Source organism: Streptomyces sp. IBSBF 3136, from assembly GCF_036815105.1.
GTDB lineage: Bacteria > Actinomycetota > Actinomycetes > Streptomycetales > Streptomycetaceae > Streptomyces.
The window spans coordinates 1-25,621 of record NZ_JAJSZC010000047.1; the positions used below are offsets into that span (position 1 = coordinate 1).

Genomic DNA, 25,621 nt, shown 5'->3' on the forward strand with positions numbered 1-25,621 from the left:
ATGAGGAGGGCGGGCGGGGGCTGCTGCTGGTCGCGTCCCTCGCCGACCGGTGGGGCGTGGGTCAGCGCGCCCCCGGCAAGCTCGTCTGGTGCGAGTTCGCCGTCAGAGCTTCTCGGGCGTGCGGATGCCCAGCAGCGCCATGCCCCGGTGCAGCGTGCGCGCGGTGAGGTCGACCAGGAACAGGCGGTTCTCCACCTGCTCCGGCGTCTCGGCCTTCAGGACCGGGCACTGGTCGTAGAAGGACGTCAGCAGCGTCGCGAGCTGGTACAGGTACGCGGCCAGCTTGTGCGGCTCGTAGGACGACGCCACCTCGAGCACGGTCTCGGCGAAGCGGTCCAGGTGCAGGCCCAGCGCGCGCTCCGCCGGGGCCAGCGCCAGCTCCGGGTGGGCGGCGGGGCGGGCCTCGCCGGCCTTGCGGAGGATGGACTGGATACGGGCGTAGGCGTACTGGAGGTACACGCTCGTGTCGCCGTTGAGCGAGACCATCTGGTCCAGGTCGAACTTGTAGTCCCGGACGGCGGAGGTGGACAGGTCGGCGTACTTGACCGCGCCGACGCCGACGTAGCGGCCGTTCTCGACGATCTCCCGCTCCGTCAGGCCCACCTTCTCGGCCTTCTCCCGGACCACCGCGGTGGCCCGCTCGACGGCCTCGTCCAGCAGGTCCTCCAGCTTGACCGTCTCGCCCTCACGGGTCTTGAACGGCTTGCCGTCCTTGCCGAGGACCGTGCCGAAGGCGAGCTGGAACGCCTTGACGTCGTCGCCCAGCCAGCCGGCCCTGCGGGCGGTCTCGAAGACCATCTTGAAGTGCAGGGACTGGCGGGCGTCGACCACGTACACGATCGAGTTCGCCTTCAGGGTGAAGACGCGGTCGCGGATCGCGGACAGGTCGGTGGCCGCGTAGCCGTAACCGCCGTCCGACTTCTGCACGATCAGCGGGACCGGCTTGCCGTCCGGGCCCTTGACGTCCTCGAAGAAGACGCAGAGGGCGCCCTCGGAGCGGACCGCGACGCCGGACTCCTCCAGCAGGCGGCAGGTCTCGGCCAGCATGTCGTTGTAGCCGGACTCGCCGACGATGTCGGCGTCGCGCACCTCCATGTCCAGCTTCTCGAAGACGGAGAAGAAGTAGATCTTCGACTCGTCCACGAACTTCTGCCACGTGGCGAGCGTCTTCGGCTCCCCGGCCTGGAGGTCGACCACCCGGCGCCGGGCCCTGGTCTTGAACTCCTCGTCCGAGTCGAACAGCTTGCGCGCCGCCTTGTAGAGGCGGTCGAGGTTCGACATCGCCTCCTCGCCGGTGACCTGGGCCGCCTTGTGGTCCAGCTCGTGCGGGTGCTCGTCCAGGTACTGGATGAGCATGCCGAACTGGGTGCCCCAGTCGCCGATGTGGTGACGCCGGACCACCTGCTCGCCGGTGAACTCCAGGATCTGCACGACCGCGTCGCCGATGACCGCCGAGCGCAGGTGGCCGACGTGCATCTCCTTCGCCACGTTGGGCTGCGCGTAGTCGATCACCGTGGTGCCCGCGTGCTCGGCGTGCGGCACGCCGAGCCGGCCCGACTCGTCGGTGTACCGCGCGGCCAGGTTCTCGGTGATCGCCCGGTCCGCGATGGTGATGTTCAGGAAGCCGGGCCCGGAGACCTCGACGTCCGCGATCACGTCACCCGTGGCCACCTGGGAGACGACCTGGACCGCCAGCTCCCGGGGGTTGGCCTTCGCCTTCTTGGCGAGCGCCAGGATGCCGTTGGCCTGGAAGTCGGCCCGGTCGCTTCGTCGCAGCAGCGGGTCCGAACCGGCGGCCTCCGGCAGGGTGGCCGTGAGGGCGGACGCGAGGTGCTGGTGGACGGAGTCGCTGAGGGACGTGACCGAGGCCATAGGTAGGGGTGCCGTTCTCCTCGTGGGGATGGATAGACCCGTCCAGTATCCCATGGGGGGTAAAGCCGTTTTCTCGGTCGCGGGGCCGTCTGGGAGTATGGGAGTGCCAGAACGACTCCCCACTGCTCGAGAATCAAGAGGACGTGCCGATCGTGGCTCAGAGCACCGAGACCACCGACTGGGTCTCCCGTTTCGCGGATGAGGTCATCGAAGAGTCGGAGCGCCGTGCCCCGGGCAAACCGGTCGTCGTCGCGTCCGGTCTCTCCCCGTCGGGCCCGATCCACCTGGGCAACCTGCGCGAGGTGATGACCCCGCACCTGGTCGCCGACGAGATCCGCCGCCGCGGCCGCGAGGTCCGGCACCTGATCTCGTGGGACGACTACGACCGCTACCGCAAGGTGCCGGCCGGCGTCGCGGGTGTCGACGAGTCCTGGGCCGAGCACATCGGCAAGCCGCTCACCTCGGTGCCGGCGCCGAAGGGTTCCGCGTACGCGAACTGGGCCGAGCACTTCAAGGCCGCGATGGTCGAGTCGCTGGCCGAACTGGGCGTGGAGTTCGACGGGATCAGCCAGACGGAGCAGTACACGTCCGGCACGTACCGCGAGCAGATCCTGCACGCCATGAAGCACCGCGGCGACATCGACGCGATCCTCGCGCAGTACCGCACGAAGAAGGCGCCGAAGAAGCAGCAGCAGAAGGCCCTCGACGAGGCCGAGCTGGAGGCCGAGGAGGGCTCGGGCGCAGCGGCCGAGGACGACGGCAGCTCCGGCTCGGCCGGGTACTTCCCGTACAAGCCGTACTGCGGCAACTGCGGCAAGGACCTGACGACCGTCACCTCGTACGACGACGACACCACCGAGCTGGCCTACACGTGCACCGCGTGCGGCTTCGCCGAGACGGTCCGGCTGAGCGAGTTCAACCGCGGCAAGCTGGTCTGGAAGGTCGACTGGCCGATGCGGTGGGCGTACGAGGGCGTGATCTTCGAGCCGTCCGGTGTCGACCACTCGTCGCCGGGCTCCTCCTTCCAGGTCGGCGGCCAGATCGTCGGCATCTTCGGCGGCGAGCAGCCCATCGGCCCGATGTACGCCTTCGTCGGCATCTCCGGGATGGCGAAGATGTCGTCCTCGCGCGGCGGTGTGCCCACCCCGGCCGACGCGCTGCAGATCATGGAGCCGCAGCTGCTGCGCTGGCTCTACGCCCGCCGCCGACCCAACCAGTCGTTCAAGATCGCCTTCGACCAGGAGATCCAGCGGCTCTACGACGAGTGGGACAAGCTGGCGGGCAAGGTCGCCGACGGCTCCGCGCTGCCGGCCGACGTGGCGGCCCACAGCCGTGCCGTCGGCACGGCCGCCGGTGAGCTGCCGAAGACCGCGCGGCCGCTGCCGTACCGCACGCTCGCGTCCGTCGCCGACATCACCGCCGGGCACGAGGACCAGGCCCTGCGCATCCTCGGCGAGCTGGACCCGGAGCAGCCCCTGGGCTCGCTCGACGAGGTCCGGCCGCGTTACGACAAGGCCGAGGCGTGGATCAACACGCACGTCCCCGCCGACCAGCGGACGATCGTGCGTGACGAGCCCGACGCCGAGCTGCTGAAGTCCCTCGACGAGGCGTCCCAGCAGTCCGTGCGCCTGCTCGCCGACGGGCTCGCCGAGCACTGGTCCCTGGACGGGCTGACCCACCTCGTGTACGGCGTGCCCAAGGTGCAGGCCGGGTTCCCGGCCGACGCCACGCCGAAGGAGCTGCCGCCGGAGATCAAGACGGCCCAGCGGACCTTCTTCGCCCTGCTGTACCACCTGCTGGTCGGCCGGGACACCGGTCCGCGGCTGCCCACGCTGCTGCTGGCGGTCGGGCAGGACCGGGTGCGCACGCTGCTCGGCGAGTAACAGGCCGCGTCGTACGAGGAGGGGGCGCCCGGTGTCACCGGGCGCCCCCTCCTCGCATGTGTCACGCACGTCGTCAGGCGATGTGGTCCTCTTCCAGTTCCGCCGAGTGGCGCTGCTGGAACCGGTCCACCAGGGTCTTCAGGGCGCCGGGGCTCAGCGCGGTGCCGAACGTCGCCTGGATGTTGTCACCGAGCACACGGGGCGTCGGGTAGCTGCCGTCGATCGACTGCCGGAAGACCTGGTAGTAGGCCTCCTCGTCGGGCTCCGGCGGGCCGCCGCCCTCGCCCAGCTCCCGGGTGCGGTTCGGGCCCACCGGGATGGGGAAGCTGCCGGTCTCCTCCGGGGAGGGCTGCTGGAACTGCTCCGGCGGCTGCTCCTCGTACCAGTCCTCGTACTGCTCCTCCGGCAGGTACTGGGGGTCCGGCGGCGGTTCGTAGGTCGGGTCGTAGCCGCCGTGGTAGTCCACCTCGCGCGGGGTCTGGAACCAGGGGCTCTGCTCGTCGTCCACGGGAGGCTCGGCGTACTGCCCGGCGTGGGGCGCCGCCGCCACGCCCGCGTGCGCCCGCGTCGCCGCCGGCACGGGCTCGGCCGCCCGGGCGGCCGCGGCGGTCGAGCCGCCCCGGTCCCCGGCGGGGGCGAGCTCGGGCTGCCGCTGCGCGGGGATCACCGCCGGCTCGATGCCGGCCGCCGCCAGGCCCGCAGGGGCCGTCTCGGCCAGCGGGACGCCGTAGCGCGCCAGCCGCAGCGGCATCAGGGACTCCACCGGGGCCTTGCGGCGCCAGGCGCGGCCGAACCGGGCGTGCAGCCGGGCCTGGTAGACCAGACGCTCCTGCTCCAGCTTGATCACCTGGTCGTAGGAGCGCAGCTCCCACAGCTTCATCCGGCGCCAGAGCAGGAAGGTGGGGACCGGGGAGAGCAGCCAGCGGGTGAGGCGGACGCCCTCCATGTGCTTGTCGGCCGTGATGTCCGCGATCCGGCCGATGGCGTGCCGGGCCGCCTCGACGGCGACCACGAACAGGACCGGGATCACCGCGTGCATGCCCACGCCCAGCGGGTCCGGCCAGGCGGCGGCACCGTTGAAGGCGATCGTGGCCGCCGTCAGCAGCCAGGCCGTCTGCCGCAGGAGCGGGAAGGGGATGCGGATCCAGGTCAGCAGCAGATCAAGGGCGAGCAGGACACAGATGCCCGCGTCGATGCCGACCGGGAACACATAGGCGAAGTTCCCGAAGCCCTTCTTGATCGCCAGTTCGCGGACCGCCGCGTAGGAACCGGCGAAGCCGATCCCGGCGATGATCATGGCCCCTGACACGACCACGCCGATGAGAACGCGGTGCATCCGAGTCAGCTGAAGTGGCGCGGCCACTCGCACTCCCCTCCACTTGCCTGTTGTTGCGCGCAACAGAGTGGCACACGTGTGCGGCGCACGTGTGGCCGGTCAGCTCTTCTTCGCGGCCGACTTCGAGGGGGACGCGCTGGAAGAGGCGGACTTCGACGCCGGGGCCGACGGGGACTTGGACGCCGTCTTCGACCCCTGCTTCGAGGGCGAGGTGGAGGGCTTGGTGGACGAACTGCCTCCGGAACCTTGGCCGTTGGCCGCCGTGACGGCCGCCACGACCTCCTTCACGGCCTTCTCCGCCGCCTTGGCCAGGTCGTCGGAGCTCGGGGTCTTCTCGCCGGCGAGACCGGCGCCGTTGTAGTCGAGCGTGACGACCACGTTCTCGACCCGGGCGACCACCGTCTGCTGCTTGAACGCGCCTTCCTTCTTCTTCAGGTCGTAGCGCACCAGGGTCGCCTCGGTGCCCGTGCCCGCGACCGGCTGGGCCTTGGTGTTCTTGGCCCCGGACACGCTCTGCGCGTCGCCGACCTGCTGGGTGAAGTACGCGTGCGCCTGCTTGTCGCCCGGGCCGCGGTCGGTGTCCGAGTCGAAGCGCAGCAGGGAGACGTTCAGCCAGCGGAACTGGGAGCCCTTGACGCCGTTGTTGTCCAGGCTGCTCCAGGAGCAGGAGGAGCGGGTCGCCGTGTCATCGGACGTGCCCTCCTTGCCCGAGCTCGCGCCCTTGGGCACCAGATCGGTCAGGGTCTTCTTCGCCAGCGCGTGGCACGGCTCCGGAAGCTTGCGGTAGGCGGCCGCCTGCACGGTCGGGGAGGCGCTCGCCGACGGCTGCTTCGACGCGGTGCCGCTCGGGGTCTGCTGCGCGCCGGCGCCGCCCTTGTCCTGGGAGTCGCCGGAATCCGAGGAGCAGGCCGCGGTGATCAGCACCGCGGGAACGGCCGCCGCGCAGACAAGGGCACGGCGAAGGCGCTTGGCTCGCTGGTGAGGCTGGGCAAGGACGTCTCGCTGGGCTGCTCGCTGCATGGTTCCTTCACTCATGACGCTCGGTGTTCGTGCGGGTTCCTGCGGGGCCACCGTACGCGGTGAAGGAGCTGTGCGGTTTCCGTTCGCGCCCTTCGCGGGTCCGGCGGGCACGGCGGCCCGGGGCCCTCAACCGTTGAGCGCGTCGGCCAGTTGAGAGGCCAGATCACGGGCCCTGTCCTGCATTTCCTTGCTGTCGGGGACCGCTCCGCCGACCGTCGGCTGCTCCTCGTACTCGAGGGTGACGACGACGTTGGACGTGCGGAACACCACAGTCACGGTCCGCTGTTCGGCTGTCGAACCGGAGGTGTTCAGCTCGTCGTTCAGATACGCCTCGTCACCGAGATCGGTCAGCACGCGGGGCTGGAGATCGGCCGTGGCGGTGCCCGAGGGGGAGTCCGACGGAGCCCCGGAGCCGTCCGGGGAGGCCGGAGTCCCGCCGCTCGCGGTGGCCTTGGGGGTCGGCGTGGTCGTGGCGCCCGCGGCCGAGGGGTCGGAACCGGAGGAACCGGAAGAAGCAGAAGAACTAGAAGAATCAGGCGAGTCGGGCGATGTGGTCGCGTCGGCGGAGGTGGAGGCGCTCGGCTCGGGCAGATCGGCGGCCGTCTCCATGCCCTGGAACAGATTCCGCGCCTGGTCGTCGTCGCTGACCGCGTTGTCGTACGACACCACGCGCTCGAAGTCGACCGAGAGGCGGTCGGTGGCGTCGCTGGACTCCACCTTCCAGTGGCAGCCCACCTTGCGTTCGGTGTTGTAGGTGAGCGTGGCCTCGCCCTGGTACGCCTTGTCCCGCTGGTCGGGGTCGGTGAGCTGCCTGATGCCGGGCAGCATGGCGTCGAGGGTGTCGTGGTCCACGGCGCCGCAGGGCTCGGGCAGGCTGCGGTACTTGCCGGGCTGGGCGGCCACCGTCGTGGTGCCGGCGTCGTCCGGGTTGGCGTCGTCCGTCCGACCGCCGCTCCCGGAACCGCTCGTGCAGCCGGCCAGCAGTGCCGCGAGGAGGGCGGCGGTGCCGGTTACGTACGCCTTCCGCTGCACGGTCGGGCTCCTCTCGACGGTCTGCGCTCGTTCGGCGCTCCAGTGTCCCCGCTGGTTATTCGCTTGCCGGGGTGGGGCGACCCCTGGAGACAATGTGTATCGCACGCACCGCCGTGGATGCCGTTCCCTTGTCCTTTTCAGTCGACTTCGGCACCGGTTTTGCATTTTGTTGCTTTTAAGCCTTTTGTAATCTTTTTGTCACTGTTCTCGGGGGAATGAGGAAGACATGTCGTACGTGGAGATGCCGGGCGCGAAGGTCCCGATCCGGATGTGGACCGACCCCGCGTCGGTCGAGGACGTGGCCCTGCGCCAGCTCCAGAACGTGGCCACCCTGCCCTGGATCAAGGGCCTGGCGGTGATGCCGGACGTGCACTACGGGAAGGGTGCGACGGTCGGCTCGGTCATCGCGATGCGCGGCGCGGTGTGCCCGGCCGCGGTGGGCGTGGACATCGGCTGCGGCATGTCCGCGGTGCGGACCTCGCTGACGGCGAACGACCTGCCCGGGGACCTGTCCCGGCTGCGCTCGAAGATCGAGCAGGCGATTCCGGTGGGCCGGGGCATGCACGAGGACCCCGTCGAGCCGGGTGGGTTCCACGGCCTGGCCACCTCCGGGTGGGACGACTTCTGGGGGCGGTTCGACGGGGTCGCGGAAGCGGTCAAGTTCCGTCAGGAGCGCGCCACGAAGCAGATGGGGACGCTCGGCAGCGGTAACCACTTCATCGAGGTGTGCACCGACACGGACGGCTCCGTCTGGCTGATGCTGCACTCCGGCTCCCGCAACATCGGCAAGGAACTCGCCGAGCACCACATCGGCGTGGCCCAGAAGCTCCCGCACAACCAGGGCCTGGTCGACCGCGACCTCGCCGTCTTCGTCTCGGACACCCCGCAGATGGCGGCCTACCGCAACGACCTGTTCTGGGCGCAGGAGTACGCCAAGCACAACCGCACGCTCATGATGGCGCTCCTGAAGGACGTGATCCGCAAGGAGTTCAAGAAGGCCCGGCCGACCTTCGAGCCGGAGATCTCCTGCCACCACAACTACGTGGCGGAGGAGCGCTACGAGGGGATGGACCTGCTCGTGACCCGCAAGGGCGCGATCCGGGCCGGCTCCGGCGAGTACGGGATCATCCCGGGCTCGATGGGCACCGGTTCGTACATCGTGAAGGGTCTCGGCAACGACGCGTCCTTCAACTCCGCCTCGCACGGCGCGGGCCGGCGCATGAGCCGGAACGCGGCCAAGCGGCGCTTCTCCACGAAGGACCTGGAGGACCAGACGCGGGGCGTGGAGTGCCGCAAGGACTCCGGCGTCGTGGACGAGATCCCGGGCGCGTACAAGTCCATCGACCAGGTCATCGACCAGCAGCGGGACCTGGTGGAGGTCGTGGCGAAGCTGAAGCAGGTCGTCTGCGTGAAGGGCTGACGCACGACCCCGCGCCATCTCCCGCACGGCGGGCCGGAACCGTTCCGGCCCGCCGTGCTGTCTACCGCTGTGCCATTCAACTTCTCGCTACGGGGGCCGGGTTGACGAAGCGTACGCGTGTGGCTGCCGGGACGTGGGCGGCCGTGCTCCTGCTGGCCGGGGGCAGCCTGCTCACCGGTTGCTCCGACAGCTACAACGACAAGCGGGGCAAGGGGGACGCCCCGGTGCGGGGCCGGGCCGGCGACGACACCCCGGCCGAGGTGTTCAACATGCCCGACGGCTTCGGGAACCTGGCCACCAAGTGCGTGGGCCACGGCTTCCGGGCCTATGTGACGACCAACGCCAGCGGCCCGTCCAACGTCCAGATCGTGGAGGACAAGGCGTGCACCGGCTGAGCCGGGGCCCGCTCGGGGCGGCACTGGCCGCGCTCGTCCTGCTCGCCGTCCCGGGCTGCTCCGAGAAGCACTACGACGAGCGGGGCAAGGCCGACGCACCGGTGGCGGGCCGGGCCGGGGAGGACTCCCCGGCCGAGGTGTACAACTTCCCGGACGGCTTCGGGAACCTCGCCACCAAGTGCGTGGGTGACGGCGGACGGGCGTACGCGACGACGAAGTGGGTGAGCGACGACGAGGACGACCCCGAGATCGTCCCCGCCAACGCCGTCATCGTCGACGATCCCGGCTGCCGGACGCGCTGAGCGGCCCTACCCGGCCTGCCGGACGGCGCGGGTCGGCGTCACAGCTCCCGGTGCACCTTCGTGTTGGACGCCTGGGCGCGCGGGCGCAGGACGAGCAGGTCCACGTTGACGTGGCTGGGGCGGGTGACCGTCCAGGCGATGGTCTCGGCGACGTCGTCGGCGGTGAGCGGCTCGGCCACGCCCGCGTAGACCTTCTCGGCCTTCTCGGTGTCGCCGCCGAAGCGGGTCAGCGCGAACTCGTCCGTCTTGACCATGCCCGGCGCGATCTCGATCACCCGGACCGGCCGGCCGACGATCTCCAGACGGAGGGTCTCGGCGAGCACGTGCTCGCCGTGCTTGGCGGCCACGTAGCCCGCGCCGCCCTCGTAGGTGCCGAGGCCCGCGGTGGAGGACACCACCACGACCACCCCGTCGCCGCTCGCCTCCAGCTTGGGCAGCAGCGCCTGGGTGACGTTCAGCGTGCCGATGACGTTCGTCTCGTACATCGTGCGCCAGTCGGCCGGGTCGCCCGTGGCCACGGGGTCCGCGCCGAGGGCTCCGCCGGCGTTGTTGACCAGGACGCCGATCGACTTGAAGGCCGTCGCGAACTCGTCCACCGCCGCCCGGTCCGTCACGTCGAGCTGGTAGGCGGTCGCCGAGTGGCCGGCCGCGGTCAGCTCCTCGGCCAGGGCCTCGATGCGGTCCTTGCGGCGGGCGGTGAGCACGACGCGGTACCCGGCAGCGGCGAGCCGGCGGGCCGTCGCGGCGCCGATGCCGCTGCTCGCACCCGTGACGACGGCGATGCGGGAGGCGGCGGACGGGGCGGCGGTGGCCATGGCTGCTCCTGGGGAAGAGGGGAGAGGCGGAAACCTCTGCGGTCGGCGCTCCGTCCAGCCTAGGCGAGGGTCAGGCGCCGTTCCTCGGCGCCCACATGATCACCGCCATGCCGGCGAGGCAGATCAGCGCTCCGGTGACGTCCCAGCGGTCGGGGCGGTAGCCGTCGGCGACCATGCCCCACAGGATCGAGCCGGCCACGAAGATCCCACCGTAGGCGGCGAGGATGCGGCCGAAGTGGGCGTCCGGCTGGAAGGTGGCCACGAAGCCGTAGGCGCCGAGGGCGACGACCCCGCCGGTGATCCACAGCCAGCCCCGGTGCTCGCGCACGCCCTGCCAGATCAGCCAGGCACCGCCGATCTCGAAGAGCGCGGCGACGACGAAGAGGGCGGCGGAGCGCAGGATGGGCATACGGGCAGCTTCGCACGCGGGGACACGGGCCCGGGGCCGGTCCCGGGGGGCGGGAGCGTCGTACGATCGCTGCTTCACTCGGACGAAGGGGAGTGCGGCATGGCCGGGAACGGTACCGGGCGGTCCGGGCTGCTGGCGGAGCTGGCCGTGGTGTCCCGGCGGTACATGGCGTCGTACGCGCTGTTCAACCAGGCCGTGGCCGACCGGATCGGGCTGCACCCCACCGATCTGCAGTGCCTGAACCTGCTGACGCTGGAGGAGGGGCCGGTCACCACGGGCCGGGTCGCGGAGCTGACGGGGCTGACGACGGGGTCGGCGACCCGGTTGGTGGACCGCCTGGAGCGGGCGGGTTACGTGGTGCGGCGGCGGGACGAGGTGGACCGGCGGCGGGTGCTGGTGGTGACCGTACCGGAGCGGATCGCCGAGTTCGGGCGGATGTGGGACACGCTGGCCGGTGACTGGTCGCGGATCTTCGACGACCTGGACGACACGGAACTGGCGGTCATCGTGCGGCACATGGAGCGGACGGTCGAGTTCGGCGGGGAGCAGATCGCCCGGCTGCGGGCGCGGCCGGCCCAGGCGCCCGATCCGGACGGACCCTAGGCGAGGTCGGCGGCGTTCGCGTTCTCGTCGTCGTACCGTTCGCGGGCCGCCCGTACGTCGTCGAAGTGGGTCTCCGCCCAGTCCTTCACCGCGGTGAGCAGGCCGCCCAGGCTGCGGCCGAGCGGGGTGAGCTCGTAGTCGACCCGGACCGGGACGGACGGGGTGACCGTGCGGCTGACGATGCCGTCCCGCTCCAGGGCGCGCAGGGTCTGGGTGAGCATCTTGGGGCTGACGCCGGCGATCCTGCGGCCGATGTCGCTGTAGCGCATGGGGCCCGGGACCAGCGCGGCGACGACGAGGCCGACCCACTTGTCGCTGAGCCGGCCGAGGAGCTGGTTGGTCGGGCAGTCGCGCAGGAAGGCGTCGTAGTCGTTACGGGCCTGTTCGCGCCGCTGGGCCGCGGTCATCGTCGCCATGGGCTCTCCTCCGAGGCACCTACGCACTCTCAGGTAACTACTTACCGATGGATAGTACCTCTCCCTAGGGTTGTCCGTGCGGCGAAGAAAGCGCCGCGAAGGCACAAATCCCTTTTCCCGTAGGAGAGTTGACATGCGTGCTGCTGTGGTGACGACGTTCGGCGGTCCGGAGGCCGTGGAGATCGCCGAGGTGGCGGTGCCGGAGCCGGGGGCGCGGCAGGTGCGGATCAAGGTGGCGGCCGGTGCGCTGAACCCGGTGGACCTGGCCGTCCGGGCCGGCCTCTTCGGCGGGACCGGCGGGGCGATCGGGCTGGGCTGGGACGTCGCCGGAACGGTGGACGCGGTGGGCGCGGGCGCCGGCCGACGGGTGGGCGAAGAGGTCGTCGCGCTGGTGCCGGGGGTGACCGATCCGCTGGGCGCGCACGCCGAGTACGTGGTCGTGGACGCGGACGCGGTGGCCGGGGCGCCCGCCACGGTGGACGCGGTGCACGCGGGCACCCTGCCGCTGAACGGGCTGACCGCCGCGCAGGCCCTGGACCTGCTGGACCTGCCCGCGGGCTCCTCGCTGCTGGTGACCGGCGCCGCGGGCGCGGTCGGCGGGTTCGCGGTGCAGCTCGCCGCGCACCGGGGGATCGCGGTGACCGGGCACGCCCGGGCGGCCGACGAGGGGCTGGTGCGGTCGCTGGGGGCCACGTCCTTCACGGCCGGCGGGGTGGCGCCCGGGAGCGTGGACGCGGTGCTGGACGCGGCGATGCTCGGCGAGCCGGCGCTGGAGTGGGTGCGCGACGGGGGAGCGTTCGTCAGCGCCCGGCCCGGCGGGCAGCCCGCCGAGGTGCGCGGGGTGCGGACCACGGCGGTGTCGGTGCGGCCCGACGGGGTGCGGCTGGCGGAGCTGGCCGGGCTGGTGGACGCGGGGGTGCTGAGCCTCCGGGTGGCCGAGACCTATCCGCTGGCCGAGTCCGCGAAGGCGCACGCCCGGCTGGCGGAGGGCGGCGTGCGCGGGCGGCTGGTGCTGGTGCCGTAGGGGCGTGGCGGGCCGGGGGAATAGCCCGGGTGGGAGGTCGGTTCCAGGGGTATAGTTGAACCGTCAACAACCTGGAGGGTGACCATGCAGTTCGGGATCTTCACGGTCGGCGACGTCACGCCGGACCCCACCACGGGGCGTACGCCGACCGAGCGCGAGCGGATCAAGGCCATGGTCGCCATCGCGCTGAAGGCCGAGGAGGTCGGGCTCGACGTCTTCGCCACCGGCGAGCACCACAACCCGCCGTTCGTGCCGTCGTCCCCGACCACGATGCTCGGGTACATAGCCGCGCGGACGGAGAACCTGATCCTCTCCACGTCCACCACCCTGATCACCACCAACGACCCGGTGAAGATCGCGGAGGACTACGCGATGCTCCAGCACCTGGCGGACGGACGGGTCGACCTCATGATGGGCCGCGGCAACACCGGGCCGGTGTACCCGTGGTTCGGCCAGGACATCCGCGAGGGCATCAACCTCGCCATCGAGAACTACGCCCTGCTGCGCCGCCTGTGGCGCGAGGACGTCGTCGACTGGGAGGGCAAGTTCCGCACGCCGCTGCAGGGCTTCACCTCCACCCCGCGGCCGATGGACGGCGTACCGCCGTTCGTCTGGCACGGCTCGATCCGCTCCCCGGAGATCGCCGAGCAGGCCGCGTACTACGGTGACGGCTTCTTCCACAACCACATCTTCTGGCCCGCCGACCACACCAAGCGGATGGTCGAGTTCTACCGGAAGCGGTTCGCGCACTACGGCCACGGCACGCCCGAGCAGGCGATCGTCGGACTCGGCGGCCAGGTGTTCATGCGGAAGAACTCCCAGGACGCCGTGCGCGAGTTCCGGCCGTACTTCGACAACGCGCCGGTCTACGGGCACGGGCCCTCGCTGGAGGACTTCACCGAGCAGACCCCGCTGACCGTCGGCTCCCCGCAGCAGGTGATCGAGCGGACCCTGGCCTCCCGGGACTACGCCGGCGACTACCAGCGCCAGCTCTTCCTGATGGACCACGCGGGACTGCCGCTGAAGACCGTGCTGGAGCAGCTCGACATGCTGGGCGAGGAGGTCGTGCCGGTGCTGCGCAAGGAGTTCGCGAACGGCCGTCCGGCGAACGTGCCGGAGGCGCCCACCCACGCTTCCCTCAAGGCCGCCCAGGAGGTGACCACCGTATGAAGCTCGTCGTCGTCTCGGCGGGGCTGAGCGCCCCGTCCTCCACCCGGCTGCTGGGCGACCGGCTGGCCGCCGCCGTGGACCGGCACACACCGGTCGACACCCAGGTGATCGAACTGCGCGACCTCGCGGTCGAGATCGCGCACAACTTCACCAACGGTTTCGCCGGCAAGAACCTCGCCGCCGCCCAGGAGGCGGTGGCGGGGGCCGACGGGCTGATCGTGGTCACACCCGTGTTCAGCGCCTCCTACAGCGGGCTGTTCAAGTCGTTCTTCGACGTCCTCGACAAGGACGCGCTGGCCGGGAAGCCGGTGCTGGTCGCCGCCACCGGGGGCACGGCCCGGCACTCGCTGGTCCTGGAGCACGCGCTGCGACCGCTGTTCGCCTACCTGCGGGCCGTGGTGGTGCCCACCGCCGTCTACGCGGCCTCCGAGGACTGGGGCGCGGAGGGGCTTCCCGAGCGGGTCGAGCGGGCGGCCGGGGAACTGGCCTCGCTGATGCCGTCGGCCGCCCGGCCGGCGGTGCCGGTGACGCCGGCCGCGCCGGTGGAGCCCGAGGAGCCCGTCGTGGTGCCCTTCGCCGAGCGGCTGGCGGCACTGAGCGCCGGGTGAGGAGAGGGCAGGTCACTCCTCGTGGTTGCCCCCGTCACGGTGAGAGGCGGGTAAAAAGGGTGATGGTAGGCCCGCTCGGCCCGACCGAACCGGCACATGCCTTGGCAGACTGGGCACGTGTCCCAGACTGTGCTGCTCGCCGAAGACGACCGTGCCATCCGCCATGCCCTCGAGCGTGCCCTGACGCTGGAGGGCTACGCGGTGACGGCGGTCGCCGACGGCGTGGAAGCGCTGGCGCAGGCACACAAGACCCCGCCGGACGTCCTGGTCCTCGACGTGATGATGCCCGGCATCGACGGGCTCCAGGTCTGCCGGGTGCTGCGGGCCGAGGGCGACCGCACACCGATCCTCATGCTGACGGCGCTGGTGGAGACCGCCGACCGCATCGCGGGCCTGGACGCAGGCGCCGACGACTACGTCGTCAAGCCGTTCGACGTCGAGGAGGTCTTCGCACGGCTGCGGGCCCTGCTGCGGCGCACCAGTCCGACACCGGCGGGCGGCGGCACGGGCACCGGCGCCGAGCCCGGCCGGGAGGCGCAGACCTCCGACCGGCAGGTGGAGGCCGCGGGCATCCGGATGGACCTCCAGGCCCGCCGGGCCTGGCGGGACCGGCGTGAGCTGGAACTGACCCGCACCGAGTTCGAGCTGCTGGAACTGCTGGTGCGCAACGCCGGGATCGTCCTCGACCATTCCACCATCTACGACCGCATCTGGGGCTACGACTTCGGCCCCGGCTCGAAGAACCTCGCCGTGTACGTCGGCTACCTGCGCCGCAAGCTCGACGAGCCCGGCGCGCCGCAGCTGATCCACACCGTGCGGGGCGTGGGCTACGTGCTGCGGGAGGACTAGCCCATGCGCCGAAGGCCGCCGGCCGGGCCGCGGCCCCGGCTGGTCTCGCTGCGCACGACCTTCGCGGTGTCCTTCGCGGCCGTCACCGCCGCCGTGACCATCCTCGTCGGCATCCTGTCCTACGGCTCCGCCGCCCGCCTGGTCCGGGTCGACCAGCAGTCGGTGTTCACGCAGGTGGTGCAGGACGTGCGGGACGAGGTCCGGCAGCACGAGATGGTCCCCGAGGACTTCTCCTCCTCCCGCCCGGGCCACGACGTGGTCCGCCCGGCCCGGACCGACGTGCAGGTGCTCGGGGCACGGGGACAGATCGTCGACCACGGCAGCCCGGTGCTGCCCGTCACCGCCCGGGACCGGGCCGTGGCCTCCGCCGGGGCGGCCGGCCGGCTGGTCCAGCACAAGGACGTCCGGGTCGGCGACGACCTGTTCCGCATCGCCACCGTCTCGCTCGGCGACGGCAAGGGCGCGGTGCAGGTCGCCCAGGAGTTCAGCGACACCGAGGACCTGCTGCGGGCGCTCCAGCAGCGCACGCTGATCCTGATGTCGGCGGTCGTGGTCGCCGCCGGACTCTTCGGGTGGTGGCTGGCCCGCCGGATCACCCGGCGCCTGGTGGTCCTCACCTCCGCCGCCGAGGACGTCGCCCGCACCCGGCAGCTCGGCATCGAGGTGCCCGTCACCGGCCTGGACGAGGTGGGCCGGCTCGGCCGCGCCTTCGACCGGATGCTGGGCCGGCTCGCCCAGTCGGAGGAGGACCAGCGACGGCTGGTCCAGGACGCCGGGCACGAGCTGCGCACCCCGCTGACCTCGCTGCGGACGAACATCTCGCTGCTGCGCCGGATCGACGAGCTCCCCCCGGCGACCCGGGAGGACCTCGTCGCCGACCTCAGCCAGGAGGCGCGCGAGCTGACCGACCTGGTCAACGAGCTGGTCGACCTCGCCGCCGGGCAGTCCGACAGCGAGCCGCCGCAGCAGGTGGACCTCGCGGACATCGCCGAGGACGTGCTGGGGCTGGCCAAGCGCCGCACCGGCCGGGAGGTCGTGCTGCGGGTGAGCGGCGACACGCGCACCGACGGGCGGCCCGGGATGCTGCAACGGGCCATCTCCAACCTCGTGGAGAACGCGGCGAAGTTCGACCGCGACGGCACGTCCCCCATCGAGATCAACATCACCGGTCCGGCCCGGCCGGGCACCGTGCGGGTCGAGGTGCTCGACCGCGGCCCCGGCATCGCCGAGGGCGACCTGATCCGCATCTTCGACCGCTTCTACCGCGCCGCCGACGCGCGGTCCCTGCCCGGCTCGGGCCTCGGTCTGTCCATCGTCCGTGAGGTCGCCATGGCCCACGGCGGAGCCCCGTTCGCCTTCCGCCGCGAGGGCGGCGGCGCGGTCATCGGGTTCACCGTGGGCGGCGGGATCGTCGGCGGCGGGAGCGGCGCCGGGCGCGGAGCGGGCTGAGGCGCGGAGCGGGCTGAGGGGCGTCCCCGGCCGGCGAGGTCAGTGCGTCCCGGAGGGCTCGGTGGCTGCCGGTTGCGCGCAGGACGGCTGCCTGCGGCGGGCGAGGGCCGGCAGGCTCGGCGGGGCCAGGAAGCCCTCCGCCCGGGCGCTGGCCAGGCCGATCCGCGGGATGTCGCTGCTCTTGGCGAAGAGCAGGAAGCGCGGTTCCCAGACCGGGCGGTACTTGGCGTTCGCGCGGTACAGCGACTCGATCTGCCACCAGCGTGAGAAGAAGGTGAGCACCGAGCGCCACAGGCGCAGGACCGGGCCCGCGCCCAGCCGGGAACCCCGCTCGAAGACCGAGCGGAACATCGCGAAGTTCAGCGACACCCGGCGCACCCCCAGCTCCTCGGCGCGCAGCAGCAGTTCCACGACCATGTACTCCATCAGGCCGTTCTCGCCGTCCCGGTCGCGGCGCATCAGGTCAAGGGAGAGCCCGGCCTCGCCCCAGGGCACGAAGCTGAGCAGGGCGCGGGGCACGCCCTCGGCGTCCCGGCACTCCAGCATCACGCAGCGGCCGTCGGCCGGGTCGCCGAGCCGGCCCAGGGCCATGGAGAAGCCGCGCTCGGTGGCGCCGTCGCGCCACCGGTCGGCGCGGTCGACGAGCAGGGCCATCTCCTCGTCCGGGATGTCCTCGTGGCGGCGGATGCGGACGGTGTAGCCGGCCCGGCGCACGCGGTTGTGGGCCTGGCGGACGACGCGCATGGCCCGGCCCTCCAGGGTGAAGTCGGACAGGTCCACGATCGCCTCGTCGCCCAGTTCCAGGGCGTCGAGACCGTGCCGGGCGTAGACGGTGCCCGCCTCCTCGCTCGCGCCCATGACGGCCGGGGCCCAGGCGTGCCTGCGGGCCTCGGCGAGCCAGGCGTCGATGGCGCCGGGCCACGCCTCGGGATCGCCGATGGGGTCGCCGGAGGCCAGGCTGACGCCGCCGACGACCCGGTAGGTGACGGCGGCCTTGCCGCTGGGGGAGAACATGACGGCCTTGTCGCGGCGCAGCGCGAAGTAGCCGAGGGAGTCGCGGTCGCCGTGCCGGTCCAGCAGCTCCCGCAGCCTGCGCTCGTCGTCGGGAGCGAGCAGGCACTCGCCGCGCGGGGCGCGGAAGCAGGCGTACAGCACCAGGAGGAAGGTGGCTGCGATCAGCACGTTGACGATGACGTCCGCCCAGCGGGGCGCGTGCACGGCGTCGACCCGGTCGGCGAGCGGGCCGACGCTGACGCCGCGCAGCAGCGTGTAGGCGATCTCGTCCTTGAGGGCGGCGCCCGGCCGCGTGTTGGTCGCGTGCACCAGCAGGGTGCCGATCGAGGCGCTGACCAGGGCCCCGGCCGTGCCCACGGCGAGGGCGAGGCGCGGGTTGGAGCGGTCGCCGATGGCGTCGAACTCACGCCGGCCGATCAGCAGGGCGGCCACGAACAGCCCGGTCAGGGCGGTCGAGAGCCAGTTGAAGACGTGGTCCTGGTAGGGGTCGCGGGTGAGGGCGGCGACGTAGAGGCAGAACAGGGGGCCGGCCAGGATCAGGTTGAAGACCCACGCGGCGCGCTTGCGGCGGCGCATCACCACCGCGAGGAACAGGGCCAGCGCGGCCGACACCAGGCCGGCGGTGGCCAGGTACGGGGTGAAGAAGTCACCCGCGTTGTGCTCGTGCACCTCCTCGCGGAAGGGCAGCGAGAGGACCGCGGCGACGTTGAACACGACCTGCAGCCGCAGGTACCAGACGGTGGCCGAGGCCGCCCGCTTTCTGAGCCGGTCGCCGCCGGCCGGCAGGAAGGGGATGCCGGGCCGTGGACTGCGCTGAGCGGGTACCTGAGGAGGGATCGGGCTCGACTGGCGTGCGGGCATGGTGACGGGCACCTTGGGGGAGGGGACGGGGCGACACTGACCCTACAGCTTGTAGGGTAGCGCGGGCGGGGCCGCCCGCACATCCGGTGCACAGGGTCTCATCCCGCGTCCCGGTCGCGTCGGGCCGCCGCCAGTGTCCATGCCAGGTTGCCCACCGCGGCCCCGGCCGCCACCGCGGCGACGATCACTCCGCCGGTCGCCAGGCCGTCGCTGAACAGGTGCGGGCGCCGGTCGAGGCTGTGCAGCCCGAAACCGCACAGCTCGTACACCCCGACGGCGGCCACGACCAGGCTGATGACCAGCACGGTCAGCGTCGGGGCGAGCCCGCGCACGTCGACCTGTGCCGCCGGACCTGGCTCCGCTTGTGTCTCCTGCATGGTCTCCCCCGGATAACCGACATGTGGCCGTTGCCGGTTGGGAACCTACATCACGTAGGGTCGCGGCAGGGCCGGCCGCCCCCTCGGCCCGCGCCGGCGGGGCCGCTCCATGATGGCCGAGGGCGCGAACGCGGCGCGCGCACGGCGCGCTGGGCCGGTCCGGCGTCCGGCGCGCGGTGCCGCGGGTGTGGACGAGCGGGCACTCGCCCCCGGGGAGTCCGCCGAACGACGGCCGGGCTACGCCGGCTCGGCTTCGGGCCGCGCGGAGCGGCAAGGACCACCCGCTTGGGCGTGCATCGGGCCCCACACTGCGAAATCGGGGCGAATACGGCCATAGCGTTACGGGTGAGGCGTCAGACGCGACGGACGCCCGGTCCGACAGAGAGAGCGCCCATGATCGACGCACGACAGCTGACGAAGAGGTACGGGGAGAAGACGGCCGTGGACGGGCTGGACTTCGTGGTGAAGCCGGGCACCGTGACCGGCTTCCTCGGGCCCAACGGCGCGGGCAAGTCCACGACGATGCGGATGATCGTCGGACTCGACGCGCCGACGGGCGGCACCGTCACCGTCAACGGCCACCACTACGCCCGCCACCGCGCGCCGCTCCAGGAGGTCGGCGCGCTCCTGGAGGCGAAGTCCGTCCACCCGGGCCGCTCGGCCTACCACCACCTCAGGGCGCTCGCGCTCACCCACGGCATCCCGCGCCGCCGGGTCGACGAGGTGATCGAGCTGGCCGGTCTCGGCAGCGTGGCACGGAAGCGGGCCGGCTCCTTCTCCCTCGGCATGGGCCAGCGGCTCGGCATCGCCGCCGCCCTGCTGGGCGACCCGCAGACGGTGATGCTCGACGAGCCGGTCAACGGCCTCGACCCGGAGGGCGTGCTCTGGATCCGCCGCCTGCTGACCTCGCTGGCGGCCGAGGGCCGCACCGTGTTCGTCTCCTCCCATCTGATGGGCGAGGTGGCGCTGGTCGCGGATCACCTGATCGTGGTGGGCCGGGGACGGCTGCTGGCCGACACCACCGTGTCCGACCTGGTCCGTGAGGCGGGCGGCGACACGGTGAAGGTGGCCACCGAGGACCCCGCCCGGCTGCGCGACGTGCTCGCCGGCCCGGGCGTCGACGTCACCGGCCGGGCCGGTTCCGAGGAGCTTCAGGTGACCGGCCTGAGCGCGCGCGAGATCGGGCGGAAGGCGGCCGAGCACGGGATCCCGCTGTTCGAGCTGACCCCGCGCACCGTCTCCCTGGAGGAGGCATTCATGGACCTGACCCGGGACGCCGTGGAGTACCACGGTTCGACGGGCGGCGGCGGGATCCCCGGCTCCACCGGGCTTCCGGAGCTCCCGGACATCCGCGAGACCGCCGAGACCGCCGGGAGGACGGCATGAGCACCCTCACCGCGACCGCCGAGAAACCCCGCACCGCGTCCCCCCGGCCCGAGTACCGCGTGACCGGACGCCGGGTGCTGGCCTCCGAGTGGGCCAAGCTCTGGACGCTGCGCTCGACCTGGATCACCCTCGGCCTCGGCCTGCTGTTCCTCGTCGTCTTCGGGCTGATCGCCGCCAGCCGTTACAAGTCGCTGGTCGGCTCCCCCCGCATGGACCAGGACTTCGCCCGGTCCACCGCCGTCAGCCTGTCCCTCTTCGGCGCCAACTTCGCCCAGCTCGCCCTGGGCGTCCTCGGCGTGCTGGTCATGGCCGGGGAGTACTCCAGCGGCACCATCCGCTCCACCCTGGCCGCCGTACCGCGCCGGCTGCCCGTCCTGTGGTCCAAGTCGGCCGTGTACGGGCTGGTCGCTCTGGTCGTCGGCACCGTGGGGGCCTGCGTCGCCTTCCTGGTCGGCAGCCGGATCCTGGCCGGCACGCCCGCCGCGATGGGGCTCGGCCACGCGGGGGTCGTCCGCAGCCTGCTGGGCGCCGGGCTCTACCTCGGCCTCGTCGGCGTGATCGGCATCGCCCTGGGCGGGCTGCTGCGGTCGGTGGCGGGCGGCATCTCCGTGCTGGTCGCCACGCTGATGCTGGTCCCCGGCCTGATGTCCCTGCTGCCCAGCTCCTGGCAGGACGCCATCAGCCCCTACCTGCCGAGTAGTTCCGGCCGGGCGATGTTCGCCCTGACCCAGGACGCCACCACCCTCTCCCCGGGCACCGGCCTCCTGGTCTTCCTCGGCTGGACGGCCCTCGCCCTGGGCGGAGCGGCGTACCGGCTGCTCCACAACGACGCCTGACCTCCGGGGGGCGGCAGGCCCGCAACGGTGCCGGCCGATCCCGGTCGTGTACGCCAGGACGTCCCGGAAACGACCCGGCTCCCCGCCCCACCGTCGCGAGCGACGGGGGCGGGGAGCCGGGAGGGGGACGGCGGCGCCGGGGTCAGTAGCGCAGGGCCGTGCCGACGACCGCCTTGACCTGGCCGGTGAGCTTGCGGTTGCTGGTGACCGTGGCGTCGCCGGTGGCGCCCGGGGCCACGTTCGTGAGCGTCACCACGGTCACGTCCAGCAGATTGCCGTGCGCGTCGGTGAAGTTGACCTGGACCGCGAAGGACTTGGCCGACTTCGCGGTGTTCTTGGCGGTCACCTTGGCCGTGGCCTTGCCGTCGCTTCCGATCGTCGCGGTGCCGAGGGTGACCTCGCCCTTGGCGTTCACCCCGCCCTTGGCCTCGTCGAGCTTGCGCCTGGCCTCCGCCGAGGCCGAGGTCAGCGCGTCGGTGCCCCGGGAGGCGAGGGAGGAGGCGGCGGACGCGGCCGCCGTGGCCGCCTTGCTGGCGGTGCCCGACGCGTTGCCGGAGCCGTCGGAGCACCCGGCCGCCGCACCCGCGACGACCACGGCCAGCACCGCGCCCGCCGCACCCCGTGTCCAGTGCCCTGCCATACCGTGCCTCCTGACCTGGGACCGATTCGTCCCACCCAGTGAAGGCGGCACGGCCGTGGCCCGCACCCCGGGTGGGACGCCCGGGCCGCGCGGACACCCGAACAGCCGTACGTCCGTACTCCGGTGGCTTCGGCGACGGGGGCGGCCCGGGCGTCCCGGGTGCGGGGTCCCCGGCCGGGTGCTGCAATGGCCGAAGCCGGGACCACGACACCCCCCGAGCACCCGCCGGCGTCCCCGGGGCGGACGAGGAGGAACCCCCGATGACCTCGCACCCGCACCCGCCGCCCGGCACCCCCGGCATGTCCGAGGCGGCGTTCCGGGAGCTCTACCACCGGCTGCGGGACCGGGCACCGGGCGGTACCGGCGACCGGCCCGGCGCGCTGACGGAGCTGACGCCCGAGCGGGTGGTGGCGGCCGCCGCGGAGGTCCACCTCGGGCGCACCGTGTCGCTGGCCGCGCCCGTCGAGACCCGGCCCGCCCCGGACAGCCCGCAGCCCGCCACCCACCGGATGACCGCGCCGACCCACCGCGAGCCGGACGGGCACGGACTGCGGTTCGCCCGCGACCGGTTCGCGATGAACGTGCACGGGGACGTCGACAGCCACCTGGACGCCCTGTGCCACGTGATCTTCGACGGCGAGCTGTACGGGGGCGTCCCCGCGAGCACCGTGACACCCGACGGAGCGGACGCGCTCACCCTCGACCTGGTGCACGACGGCATCGTCGGGCGCGGTGTCCTGCTGGACGTGCCCCGTCTCAAGGGGGTGCGGTGGCTCGAACCCGGCGACGCCGTGTCCGCCGAGGATCTGGCCGAGGCCGAGGCCGCCCAGCGGACCACGGTCGGCCCGGGCGACCTGCTGTTCGTGCGGGTGGGCCACCGGCTGCGGCGTCGGACCCTCGGGCCCTGGGACGTGACCGAGGCGCGGGCGGGGCTGCATCCGGCGGCGATGCGGTTCCCGGCCGAGCGGCGGGTCGGCGCCCTGGGCTCGGACGGCAACAGCGACACGGCGCCCAGCCCGGTGGCCGGGGTCGCCTTCCCCGTCCACGTGCTCGCCGTCAACGCCCTGGGGCTGCACCTGATGGACTACCTGGACCTGGAGGAACTCGCCTCGGAGTGCGAGCGGCAGGGCCGCTGGCACTTCCTGTGCGTGGTGGCCCCGCTGCGGCTGCCGTCGGCGACCGGCTCCCCGGTGAACCCGATCGCCGTCTTCTGACCCGGCCGGGGCCTACCCGCTCCAGGTGCCGCACACCCGCTCGGAGCGTACGTTCGAGGGGAAGGCCCAACGGCCGCGGACCGCACGGACAAGGACGGTGGTCGCCGTGGATGCCCTGCCCGCGTACGACGTCATCGTCATCGGCACCGGAGCCGGCGGGGGCACGCTCGCCCACCGCCTCGCCCCGTCCGGCAAACGGGTGCTCGTCCTGGAACGCGGCGACTACCTGCGGCGCGAGCGCGACAACTGGGACTCCACGGCGGTGTTCGTCAAGGCCAAGTACCGCGCCCCGGAGTTCTGGCTGGACCGGCACGGCAACGAGTTCCCGCCCGAGGTGAACTACTACGTCGGCGGCAACACCAAGTTCTACGGCGCAGCCCTGTTCCGGCTGCGCCCGGAGGACTTCGGCGAACTGCGCCACCACGGCGGCATCTCGCCCCCCTGGCCCCTCGGCTACGACGACCTGGAGCCGTACTACACCGAGGCCGAGCACCTCTACCTGGTGCACGGCCGGCACGGCGAGGACCCGTCGGAAGGGCCGAGCAGCGCGCAGTACGCCTACCCGCCCGTCGAACACGAGCCGCGCATCGCGCAGTTGAGCGACGACCTGGAGAAGCGGGGCCTGCACCCCTTCCACCTGCCGATCGGGGTCGACCTCACCCAGGACGAGTACGGCCGGGCCACCCACGCCAGCGTCTGCATCCGCTGCGACCGGGTCGACGGCTTCCCCTGTCTGGTACGCGCCAAGTCCGACGCGCAGGTGATCTGCGTGGAGCCGGCCCTGCGGCACCCCAACGTCGACCTGGTCACCAACGCCCGGGTGACCCGGCTGGAGACCGACCCGACCGGACGCAGCGTCACCACCGTCGTCGCCCGGCTCCCCGACGAGGAGGAGGCCCGCTTCTCGGCGGACGTCGTCGTCGTGGCCTGCGGGGCGGTCAACTCCGCCGCACTGCTGCTGGCCTCGGCCGACGACCGGCACCCGCGGGGACTCGCGAACAGCTCGGACGTGGTCGGCCGGTACTACATGCGCCACAACAACCTGGCGCTGATGGCCGTTTCGAAGGAGCCCAACGACACCCAGTTCCAGAAGACGCTCGCGCTGCACGACTGGTACCTGGGCGCGGACGACTGGGACTACCCGCTCGGCGGGATCCAGATGCTCGGCAAGTCCGACGCCGACCAGATCCACGGCGAGGCCCCGCGCTGGGCCGGAGCGGTGTCGCCCGACATGCCGTTCGAGGTGCTCGCCCACCACGCCGTCGACTTCTGGCTGTGCGGGGAGGACCTGCCGCGGCCGGACAACCGGGTCACCTTGGAGGACGACGGCCGGATCAGGCTCACCCTCGACGAGGACAACAACACCGAGGGCCTCAAGCGCCTGCGGCACAAGCTCCAGCACATGCTCGGCCACCTCGGCATGCACGAGCACAAGCTGCTGTCCCACAGCATCTACCTGCACAAGGGCATGCCGATCGGCGCCACCGCCCACCAGGCGGGCACGGTGCGCTTCGGCACCGACCCGGAGTCCTCCGCCCTGGACGTCAACTGCAAGGCGCACGACCTGGACAACCTCTACGTCGTGGACACGAGCTTCTTCCCGAGCATCGGCGCGGTCAACCCGTCCCTGACGGCCATCGCGAACGCCCTGCGGGTGGGCGACCACCTGCTGGAGCGGCTGGGCTGATTCCCGCTGCCCCCGGACTCCGACCGGGCGAAGGCCGTCAGCCGGGCAGCGCAACCCCGTCGGCCCCGGCGTGCCGCCTCTCCTCCACGGTGTTTGGCTGGCGCCACAACCGCCGAGTCACGGCCCCGGCCGCACCGGGCACGCAGTGGAGGAGCAGGACATCGTGAGTTCCACCGAGGGCGCATCCCGGGGCGTGATCCCCGCCCATCTGCTGAAGGGCCAGAAGGCGTTGGTGACCGGCGCGAACTCCGGGATCGGCCGGGCGACCGCGGTCGCCCTCGGCCGGGCCGGGGCCGACGTGGTGGTGAACTACGTGGCCGGCAAGGAGGACGCCGAGCAGGTCGTCGAGGAGATCACCGCGCTCGGGGTGCGGGCCGCCGCCTACGAGGCGGACGTGTCCAGCGAGGACCAGGTCGTCGCCATGACGAACCGGATGGTCGAGGAGTTCGGCACCATCGACATCCTCGTCGCCAACGCCGGCCTCCAGCGCGACGCCCGGTTCACCGACATGACCCTTGCCCAGTGGCAGAAGGTCCTGGACGTCAACCTCACCGGGCAGTTCCTGTGCGCCCGCGAGGCGACCAGGGAGTTCCTGCGCCGCGGGGTGGTCCCGGAGGTGTCGCGCGCGGCCGGGAAGATCATCTGCATGAGCTCGGTGCACCAGCTCATCCCGTGGGCGGGGCACGTCAACTACGCGTCGTCCAAGGGAGGCGTGCAGATGATGATGCAGACCCTCGCCCAGGAACTCGCCCCGCACCGCATCCGGGTGAACGCGGTCGCGCCCGGAGCCATCAAGACCCCCATCAACCGCTCCGCCTGGGACACCCCCGACGCGGAGCGCGACCTCCTCCAGCTGATCCCCTACGGCCGGGTCGGCGAGCCCGACGACATCGCCAACGCCGTCGTCGGCCTCGCCTCCGACCTCATGGACTACGTGGTGGGCGCCACCCTCTACGTCGACGGCGGGATGACCCTCTTCCCCGGATTCGCCACCGGCGGCTGA

The 25,621-nt window shown here is 72.2% G+C and carries 26 protein-coding genes; 16 read left to right on the forward strand and 10 right to left on the reverse strand.

The window, feature by feature from the left end; all coding sequences use genetic code 11:
* On the forward strand, positions 1–167 hold a 167-nt coding region (locus tag V7E45_RS12955), incomplete at its 5' end, for an ATP-binding protein (RefSeq protein WP_333774337.1).
* Here V7E45_RS12955 and argS read toward each other — a convergent pair.
* On the reverse strand, positions 103–1,872 hold the full coding sequence (gene argS / locus V7E45_RS12960; RefSeq protein ID WP_333774272.1) for an arginine--tRNA ligase: 1,770 nt from the start codon (positions 1,870–1,872) through the stop codon (positions 103–105). The two genes, V7E45_RS12955 and argS, sit on opposite strands and share 65 nt — an antisense overlap.
* 143 nt (positions 1,873–2,015) lie before the next feature.
* On the opposite strand from argS, the gene lysS reads away from it, so the two are divergent.
* Positions 2,016–3,755 (forward strand): lysine--tRNA ligase, encoded by a 1,740-nt coding sequence (gene lysS / locus V7E45_RS12965; protein WP_333774273.1) that lies wholly within the window; start codon positions 2,016–2,018, stop codon positions 3,753–3,755.
* Between the two features lie 73 nt (positions 3,756–3,828).
* On the opposite strand, the gene V7E45_RS12970 is transcribed toward lysS, so the two are convergent.
* The 3 genes from V7E45_RS12970 to V7E45_RS12980 all read right to left on the reverse strand — a co-directional run bounded on the left by V7E45_RS12970 (position 3,829) and on the right by V7E45_RS12980 (position 7,143).
* Positions 3,829–5,091, reverse strand: coding sequence for a DUF2637 domain-containing protein (locus V7E45_RS12970; protein WP_333774274.1), 1,263 nt, complete (start codon positions 5,089–5,091; stop codon positions 3,829–3,831).
* A gap of 99 nt (positions 5,092–5,190) precedes the next feature.
* Entirely contained in the window at positions 5,191–6,111 is a 921-nt protein-coding gene (locus V7E45_RS12975; protein WP_333774275.1) for a DUF3558 domain-containing protein, read from the reverse strand.
* A gap of 126 nt (positions 6,112–6,237) precedes the next feature.
* Entirely contained in the window at positions 6,238–7,143 is a 906-nt protein-coding gene (locus V7E45_RS12980; protein ID WP_333774276.1) for a DUF3558 domain-containing protein, read from the reverse strand.
* A gap of 226 nt (positions 7,144–7,369) precedes the next feature.
* Between V7E45_RS12980 and V7E45_RS12985 the strand changes: the two genes are divergently transcribed.
* The 3 genes from V7E45_RS12985 (at position 7,370) to V7E45_RS12995 (ending at position 9,260) form a co-directional block, all read left to right on the forward strand.
* On the forward strand, positions 7,370–8,563 hold the full coding sequence (locus tag V7E45_RS12985; RefSeq protein WP_333774277.1) for an RtcB family protein: 1,194 nt from the start codon (positions 7,370–7,372) through the stop codon (positions 8,561–8,563).
* A 119-nt stretch (positions 8,564–8,682) separates the two neighbouring features.
* Complete coding sequence (locus V7E45_RS12990; RefSeq protein ID WP_317444738.1) at positions 8,683–8,958, forward strand: hypothetical protein; 276 nt, start codon at positions 8,683–8,685, stop codon at positions 8,956–8,958.
* The gene (locus V7E45_RS12995) at positions 8,946–9,260 is read left to right on the forward strand and encodes a hypothetical protein (protein WP_333774278.1); all 315 of its coding nucleotides are present in this window, start codon (positions 8,946–8,948) and stop codon (positions 9,258–9,260) included. Before V7E45_RS12990 ends, V7E45_RS12995 begins: the two co-directional genes overlap by 13 nt.
* 38 nt (positions 9,261–9,298) lie before the next feature.
* On the opposite strand, the gene V7E45_RS13000 is transcribed toward V7E45_RS12995, so the two are convergent.
* Positions 9,299–10,075, reverse strand: a complete 777-nt coding sequence (locus tag V7E45_RS13000; RefSeq protein WP_333774279.1) for an SDR family NAD(P)-dependent oxidoreductase — start codon at positions 10,073–10,075, stop codon at positions 9,299–9,301.
* Between the two features lie 70 nt (positions 10,076–10,145).
* Complete coding sequence (locus tag V7E45_RS13005) at positions 10,146–10,484, reverse strand: YnfA family protein (protein ID WP_333774280.1); 339 nt, start codon at positions 10,482–10,484, stop codon at positions 10,146–10,148.
* A 99-nt stretch (positions 10,485–10,583) separates the two neighbouring features.
* Here V7E45_RS13005 and V7E45_RS13010 point away from each other — a divergent pair, with 99 nt between their 5' ends.
* On the forward strand, positions 10,584–11,087 hold the full coding sequence (locus tag V7E45_RS13010) for a MarR family winged helix-turn-helix transcriptional regulator (RefSeq protein WP_333774281.1): 504 nt from the start codon (positions 10,584–10,586) through the stop codon (positions 11,085–11,087).
* Here the strand turns inward: V7E45_RS13010 and V7E45_RS13015 are convergent.
* Positions 11,084–11,503 (reverse strand): winged helix-turn-helix transcriptional regulator, encoded by a 420-nt coding sequence (locus tag V7E45_RS13015; protein ID WP_333774282.1) that lies wholly within the window; start codon positions 11,501–11,503, stop codon positions 11,084–11,086. The genes V7E45_RS13010 and V7E45_RS13015 overlap by 4 nt on opposite strands.
* A gap of 133 nt (positions 11,504–11,636) precedes the next feature.
* Here V7E45_RS13015 and V7E45_RS13020 point away from each other — a divergent pair, with 133 nt between their 5' ends.
* The 5 genes from V7E45_RS13020 (at position 11,637) to V7E45_RS13040 (ending at position 16,603) form a co-directional block, all read left to right on the forward strand.
* The gene (locus V7E45_RS13020) at positions 11,637–12,527 is read left to right on the forward strand and encodes an NADP-dependent oxidoreductase (protein ID WP_333774283.1); all 891 of its coding nucleotides are present in this window, start codon (positions 11,637–11,639) and stop codon (positions 12,525–12,527) included.
* A gap of 84 nt (positions 12,528–12,611) precedes the next feature.
* Entirely contained in the window at positions 12,612–13,697 is a 1,086-nt protein-coding gene (locus V7E45_RS13025; protein ID WP_333774284.1) for an LLM class flavin-dependent oxidoreductase, read from the forward strand.
* On the forward strand, positions 13,694–14,305 hold the full coding sequence (locus V7E45_RS13030; protein ID WP_333774285.1) for a CE1759 family FMN reductase: 612 nt from the start codon (positions 13,694–13,696) through the stop codon (positions 14,303–14,305). Before V7E45_RS13025 ends, V7E45_RS13030 begins: the two co-directional genes overlap by 4 nt.
* Before the next feature lie 117 nt (positions 14,306–14,422).
* Positions 14,423–15,154 carry a response regulator transcription factor gene (locus V7E45_RS13035; protein WP_333774286.1) on the forward strand — a complete coding sequence of 244 codons (732 nt, stop codon included), beginning with the start codon at positions 14,423–14,425 and terminating at the stop codon, positions 15,152–15,154.
* A gap of 3 nt (positions 15,155–15,157) precedes the next feature.
* Positions 15,158–16,603 (forward strand): sensor histidine kinase, encoded by a 1,446-nt coding sequence (locus V7E45_RS13040; protein WP_333774287.1) that lies wholly within the window; start codon positions 15,158–15,160, stop codon positions 16,601–16,603.
* Between the two features lie 39 nt (positions 16,604–16,642).
* Here V7E45_RS13040 and V7E45_RS13045 read toward each other — a convergent pair whose 3' ends face one another.
* Both V7E45_RS13045 and V7E45_RS13050 read right to left on the reverse strand, forming a co-directional pair.
* Positions 16,643–18,478 (reverse strand): phosphatidylglycerol lysyltransferase domain-containing protein, encoded by a 1,836-nt coding sequence (locus V7E45_RS13045; RefSeq protein WP_333774288.1) that lies wholly within the window; start codon positions 18,476–18,478, stop codon positions 16,643–16,645.
* Positions 18,479–18,576: 98 nt separating this feature from the next.
* Positions 18,577–18,855, reverse strand: coding sequence for a hypothetical protein (locus V7E45_RS13050; RefSeq protein ID WP_333774289.1), 279 nt, complete (start codon positions 18,853–18,855; stop codon positions 18,577–18,579).
* A 393-nt stretch (positions 18,856–19,248) separates the two neighbouring features.
* On the opposite strand from V7E45_RS13050, the gene V7E45_RS13055 reads away from it, so the two are divergent.
* Positions 19,249–20,241 (forward strand): ABC transporter ATP-binding protein, encoded by a 993-nt coding sequence (locus V7E45_RS13055; RefSeq protein WP_333774290.1) that lies wholly within the window; start codon positions 19,249–19,251, stop codon positions 20,239–20,241.
* Positions 20,238–21,077, forward strand: coding sequence for an ABC transporter permease (locus tag V7E45_RS13060; RefSeq protein ID WP_333774291.1), 840 nt, complete (start codon positions 20,238–20,240; stop codon positions 21,075–21,077). Before V7E45_RS13055 ends, V7E45_RS13060 begins: the two co-directional genes overlap by 4 nt.
* A 142-nt stretch (positions 21,078–21,219) precedes the next feature.
* On the opposite strand, the gene V7E45_RS13065 is transcribed toward V7E45_RS13060, so the two are convergent.
* Positions 21,220–21,717 (reverse strand): hypothetical protein, encoded by a 498-nt coding sequence (locus tag V7E45_RS13065; RefSeq protein ID WP_333774292.1) that lies wholly within the window; start codon positions 21,715–21,717, stop codon positions 21,220–21,222.
* Positions 21,718–21,977: 260 nt separating this feature from the next.
* On the opposite strand from V7E45_RS13065, the gene V7E45_RS13070 reads away from it, so the two are divergent.
* The 3 genes from V7E45_RS13070 to V7E45_RS13080 all read left to right on the forward strand — a co-directional run bounded on the left by V7E45_RS13070 (position 21,978) and on the right by V7E45_RS13080 (position 25,621).
* Positions 21,978–22,931: a cyclase family protein gene (locus tag V7E45_RS13070; protein WP_333774293.1), complete on the forward strand. Its 954-nt coding sequence runs from the start codon at positions 21,978–21,980 to the stop codon at positions 22,929–22,931.
* A gap of 97 nt (positions 22,932–23,028) precedes the next feature.
* Complete coding sequence (locus tag V7E45_RS13075; RefSeq protein WP_333774294.1) at positions 23,029–24,618, forward strand: GMC family oxidoreductase; 1,590 nt, start codon at positions 23,029–23,031, stop codon at positions 24,616–24,618.
* Positions 24,619–24,826: 208 nt separating this feature from the next.
* Complete coding sequence (locus tag V7E45_RS13080) at positions 24,827–25,621, forward strand: SDR family oxidoreductase (protein ID WP_443056028.1); 795 nt, start codon at positions 24,827–24,829, stop codon at positions 25,619–25,621.

Bases quoted from the DNA above. Each gene is read 5' to 3' on its own strand.
- V7E45_RS13015 (WP_333774282.1), bottom strand. From the start codon at position 11,503: ATGGCGACGATGACCGCGGCCCAGCGGCGCGAACAGGCCCGTAACGAC.
- V7E45_RS12985 (WP_333774277.1), top strand. From the start codon at position 7,370: ATGTCGTACGTGGAGATGCCGGGCGCGAAGGTCCCGATCCGGATGTGG.
- V7E45_RS13030 (WP_333774285.1), top strand. From the start codon at position 13,694: ATGAAGCTCGTCGTCGTCTCGGCGGGGCTGAGCGCCCCGTCCTCCACC.
- V7E45_RS13050 (WP_333774289.1), bottom strand. From the start codon at position 18,855: ATGCAGGAGACACAAGCGGAGCCAGGTCCGGCGGCACAGGTCGACGTG.
- V7E45_RS13000 (WP_333774279.1), bottom strand. From the start codon at position 10,075: ATGGCCACCGCCGCCCCGTCCGCCGCCTCCCGCATCGCCGTCGTCACG.
- V7E45_RS13065 (WP_333774292.1), bottom strand. From the start codon at position 21,717: ATGGCAGGGCACTGGACACGGGGTGCGGCGGGCGCGGTGCTGGCCGTG.
- V7E45_RS13020 (WP_333774283.1), top strand. From the start codon at position 11,637: ATGCGTGCTGCTGTGGTGACGACGTTCGGCGGTCCGGAGGCCGTGGAG.
- argS (WP_333774272.1), bottom strand. From the start codon at position 1,872: ATGGCCTCGGTCACGTCCCTCAGCGACTCCGTCCACCAGCACCTCGCG.
- V7E45_RS13025 (WP_333774284.1), top strand. From the start codon at position 12,612: ATGCAGTTCGGGATCTTCACGGTCGGCGACGTCACGCCGGACCCCACC.
- V7E45_RS13005 (WP_333774280.1), bottom strand. From the start codon at position 10,484: ATGCCCATCCTGCGCTCCGCCGCCCTCTTCGTCGTCGCCGCGCTCTTC.
- V7E45_RS13055 (WP_333774290.1), top strand. From the start codon at position 19,249: ATGATCGACGCACGACAGCTGACGAAGAGGTACGGGGAGAAGACGGCC.
- V7E45_RS12975 (WP_333774275.1), bottom strand. From the start codon at position 6,111: ATGCAGCGAGCAGCCCAGCGAGACGTCCTTGCCCAGCCTCACCAGCGA.
- V7E45_RS13040 (WP_333774287.1), top strand. From the start codon at position 15,158: ATGCGCCGAAGGCCGCCGGCCGGGCCGCGGCCCCGGCTGGTCTCGCTG.
- V7E45_RS13045 (WP_333774288.1), bottom strand. From the start codon at position 18,478: ATGCCCGCACGCCAGTCGAGCCCGATCCCTCCTCAGGTACCCGCTCAG.
- V7E45_RS13010 (WP_333774281.1), top strand. From the start codon at position 10,584: ATGGCCGGGAACGGTACCGGGCGGTCCGGGCTGCTGGCGGAGCTGGCC.
- V7E45_RS12970 (WP_333774274.1), bottom strand. From the start codon at position 5,091: ATGCACCGCGTTCTCATCGGCGTGGTCGTGTCAGGGGCCATGATCATC.
- V7E45_RS13060 (WP_333774291.1), top strand. From the start codon at position 20,238: ATGAGCACCCTCACCGCGACCGCCGAGAAACCCCGCACCGCGTCCCCC.
- V7E45_RS13070 (WP_333774293.1), top strand. From the start codon at position 21,978: ATGACCTCGCACCCGCACCCGCCGCCCGGCACCCCCGGCATGTCCGAG.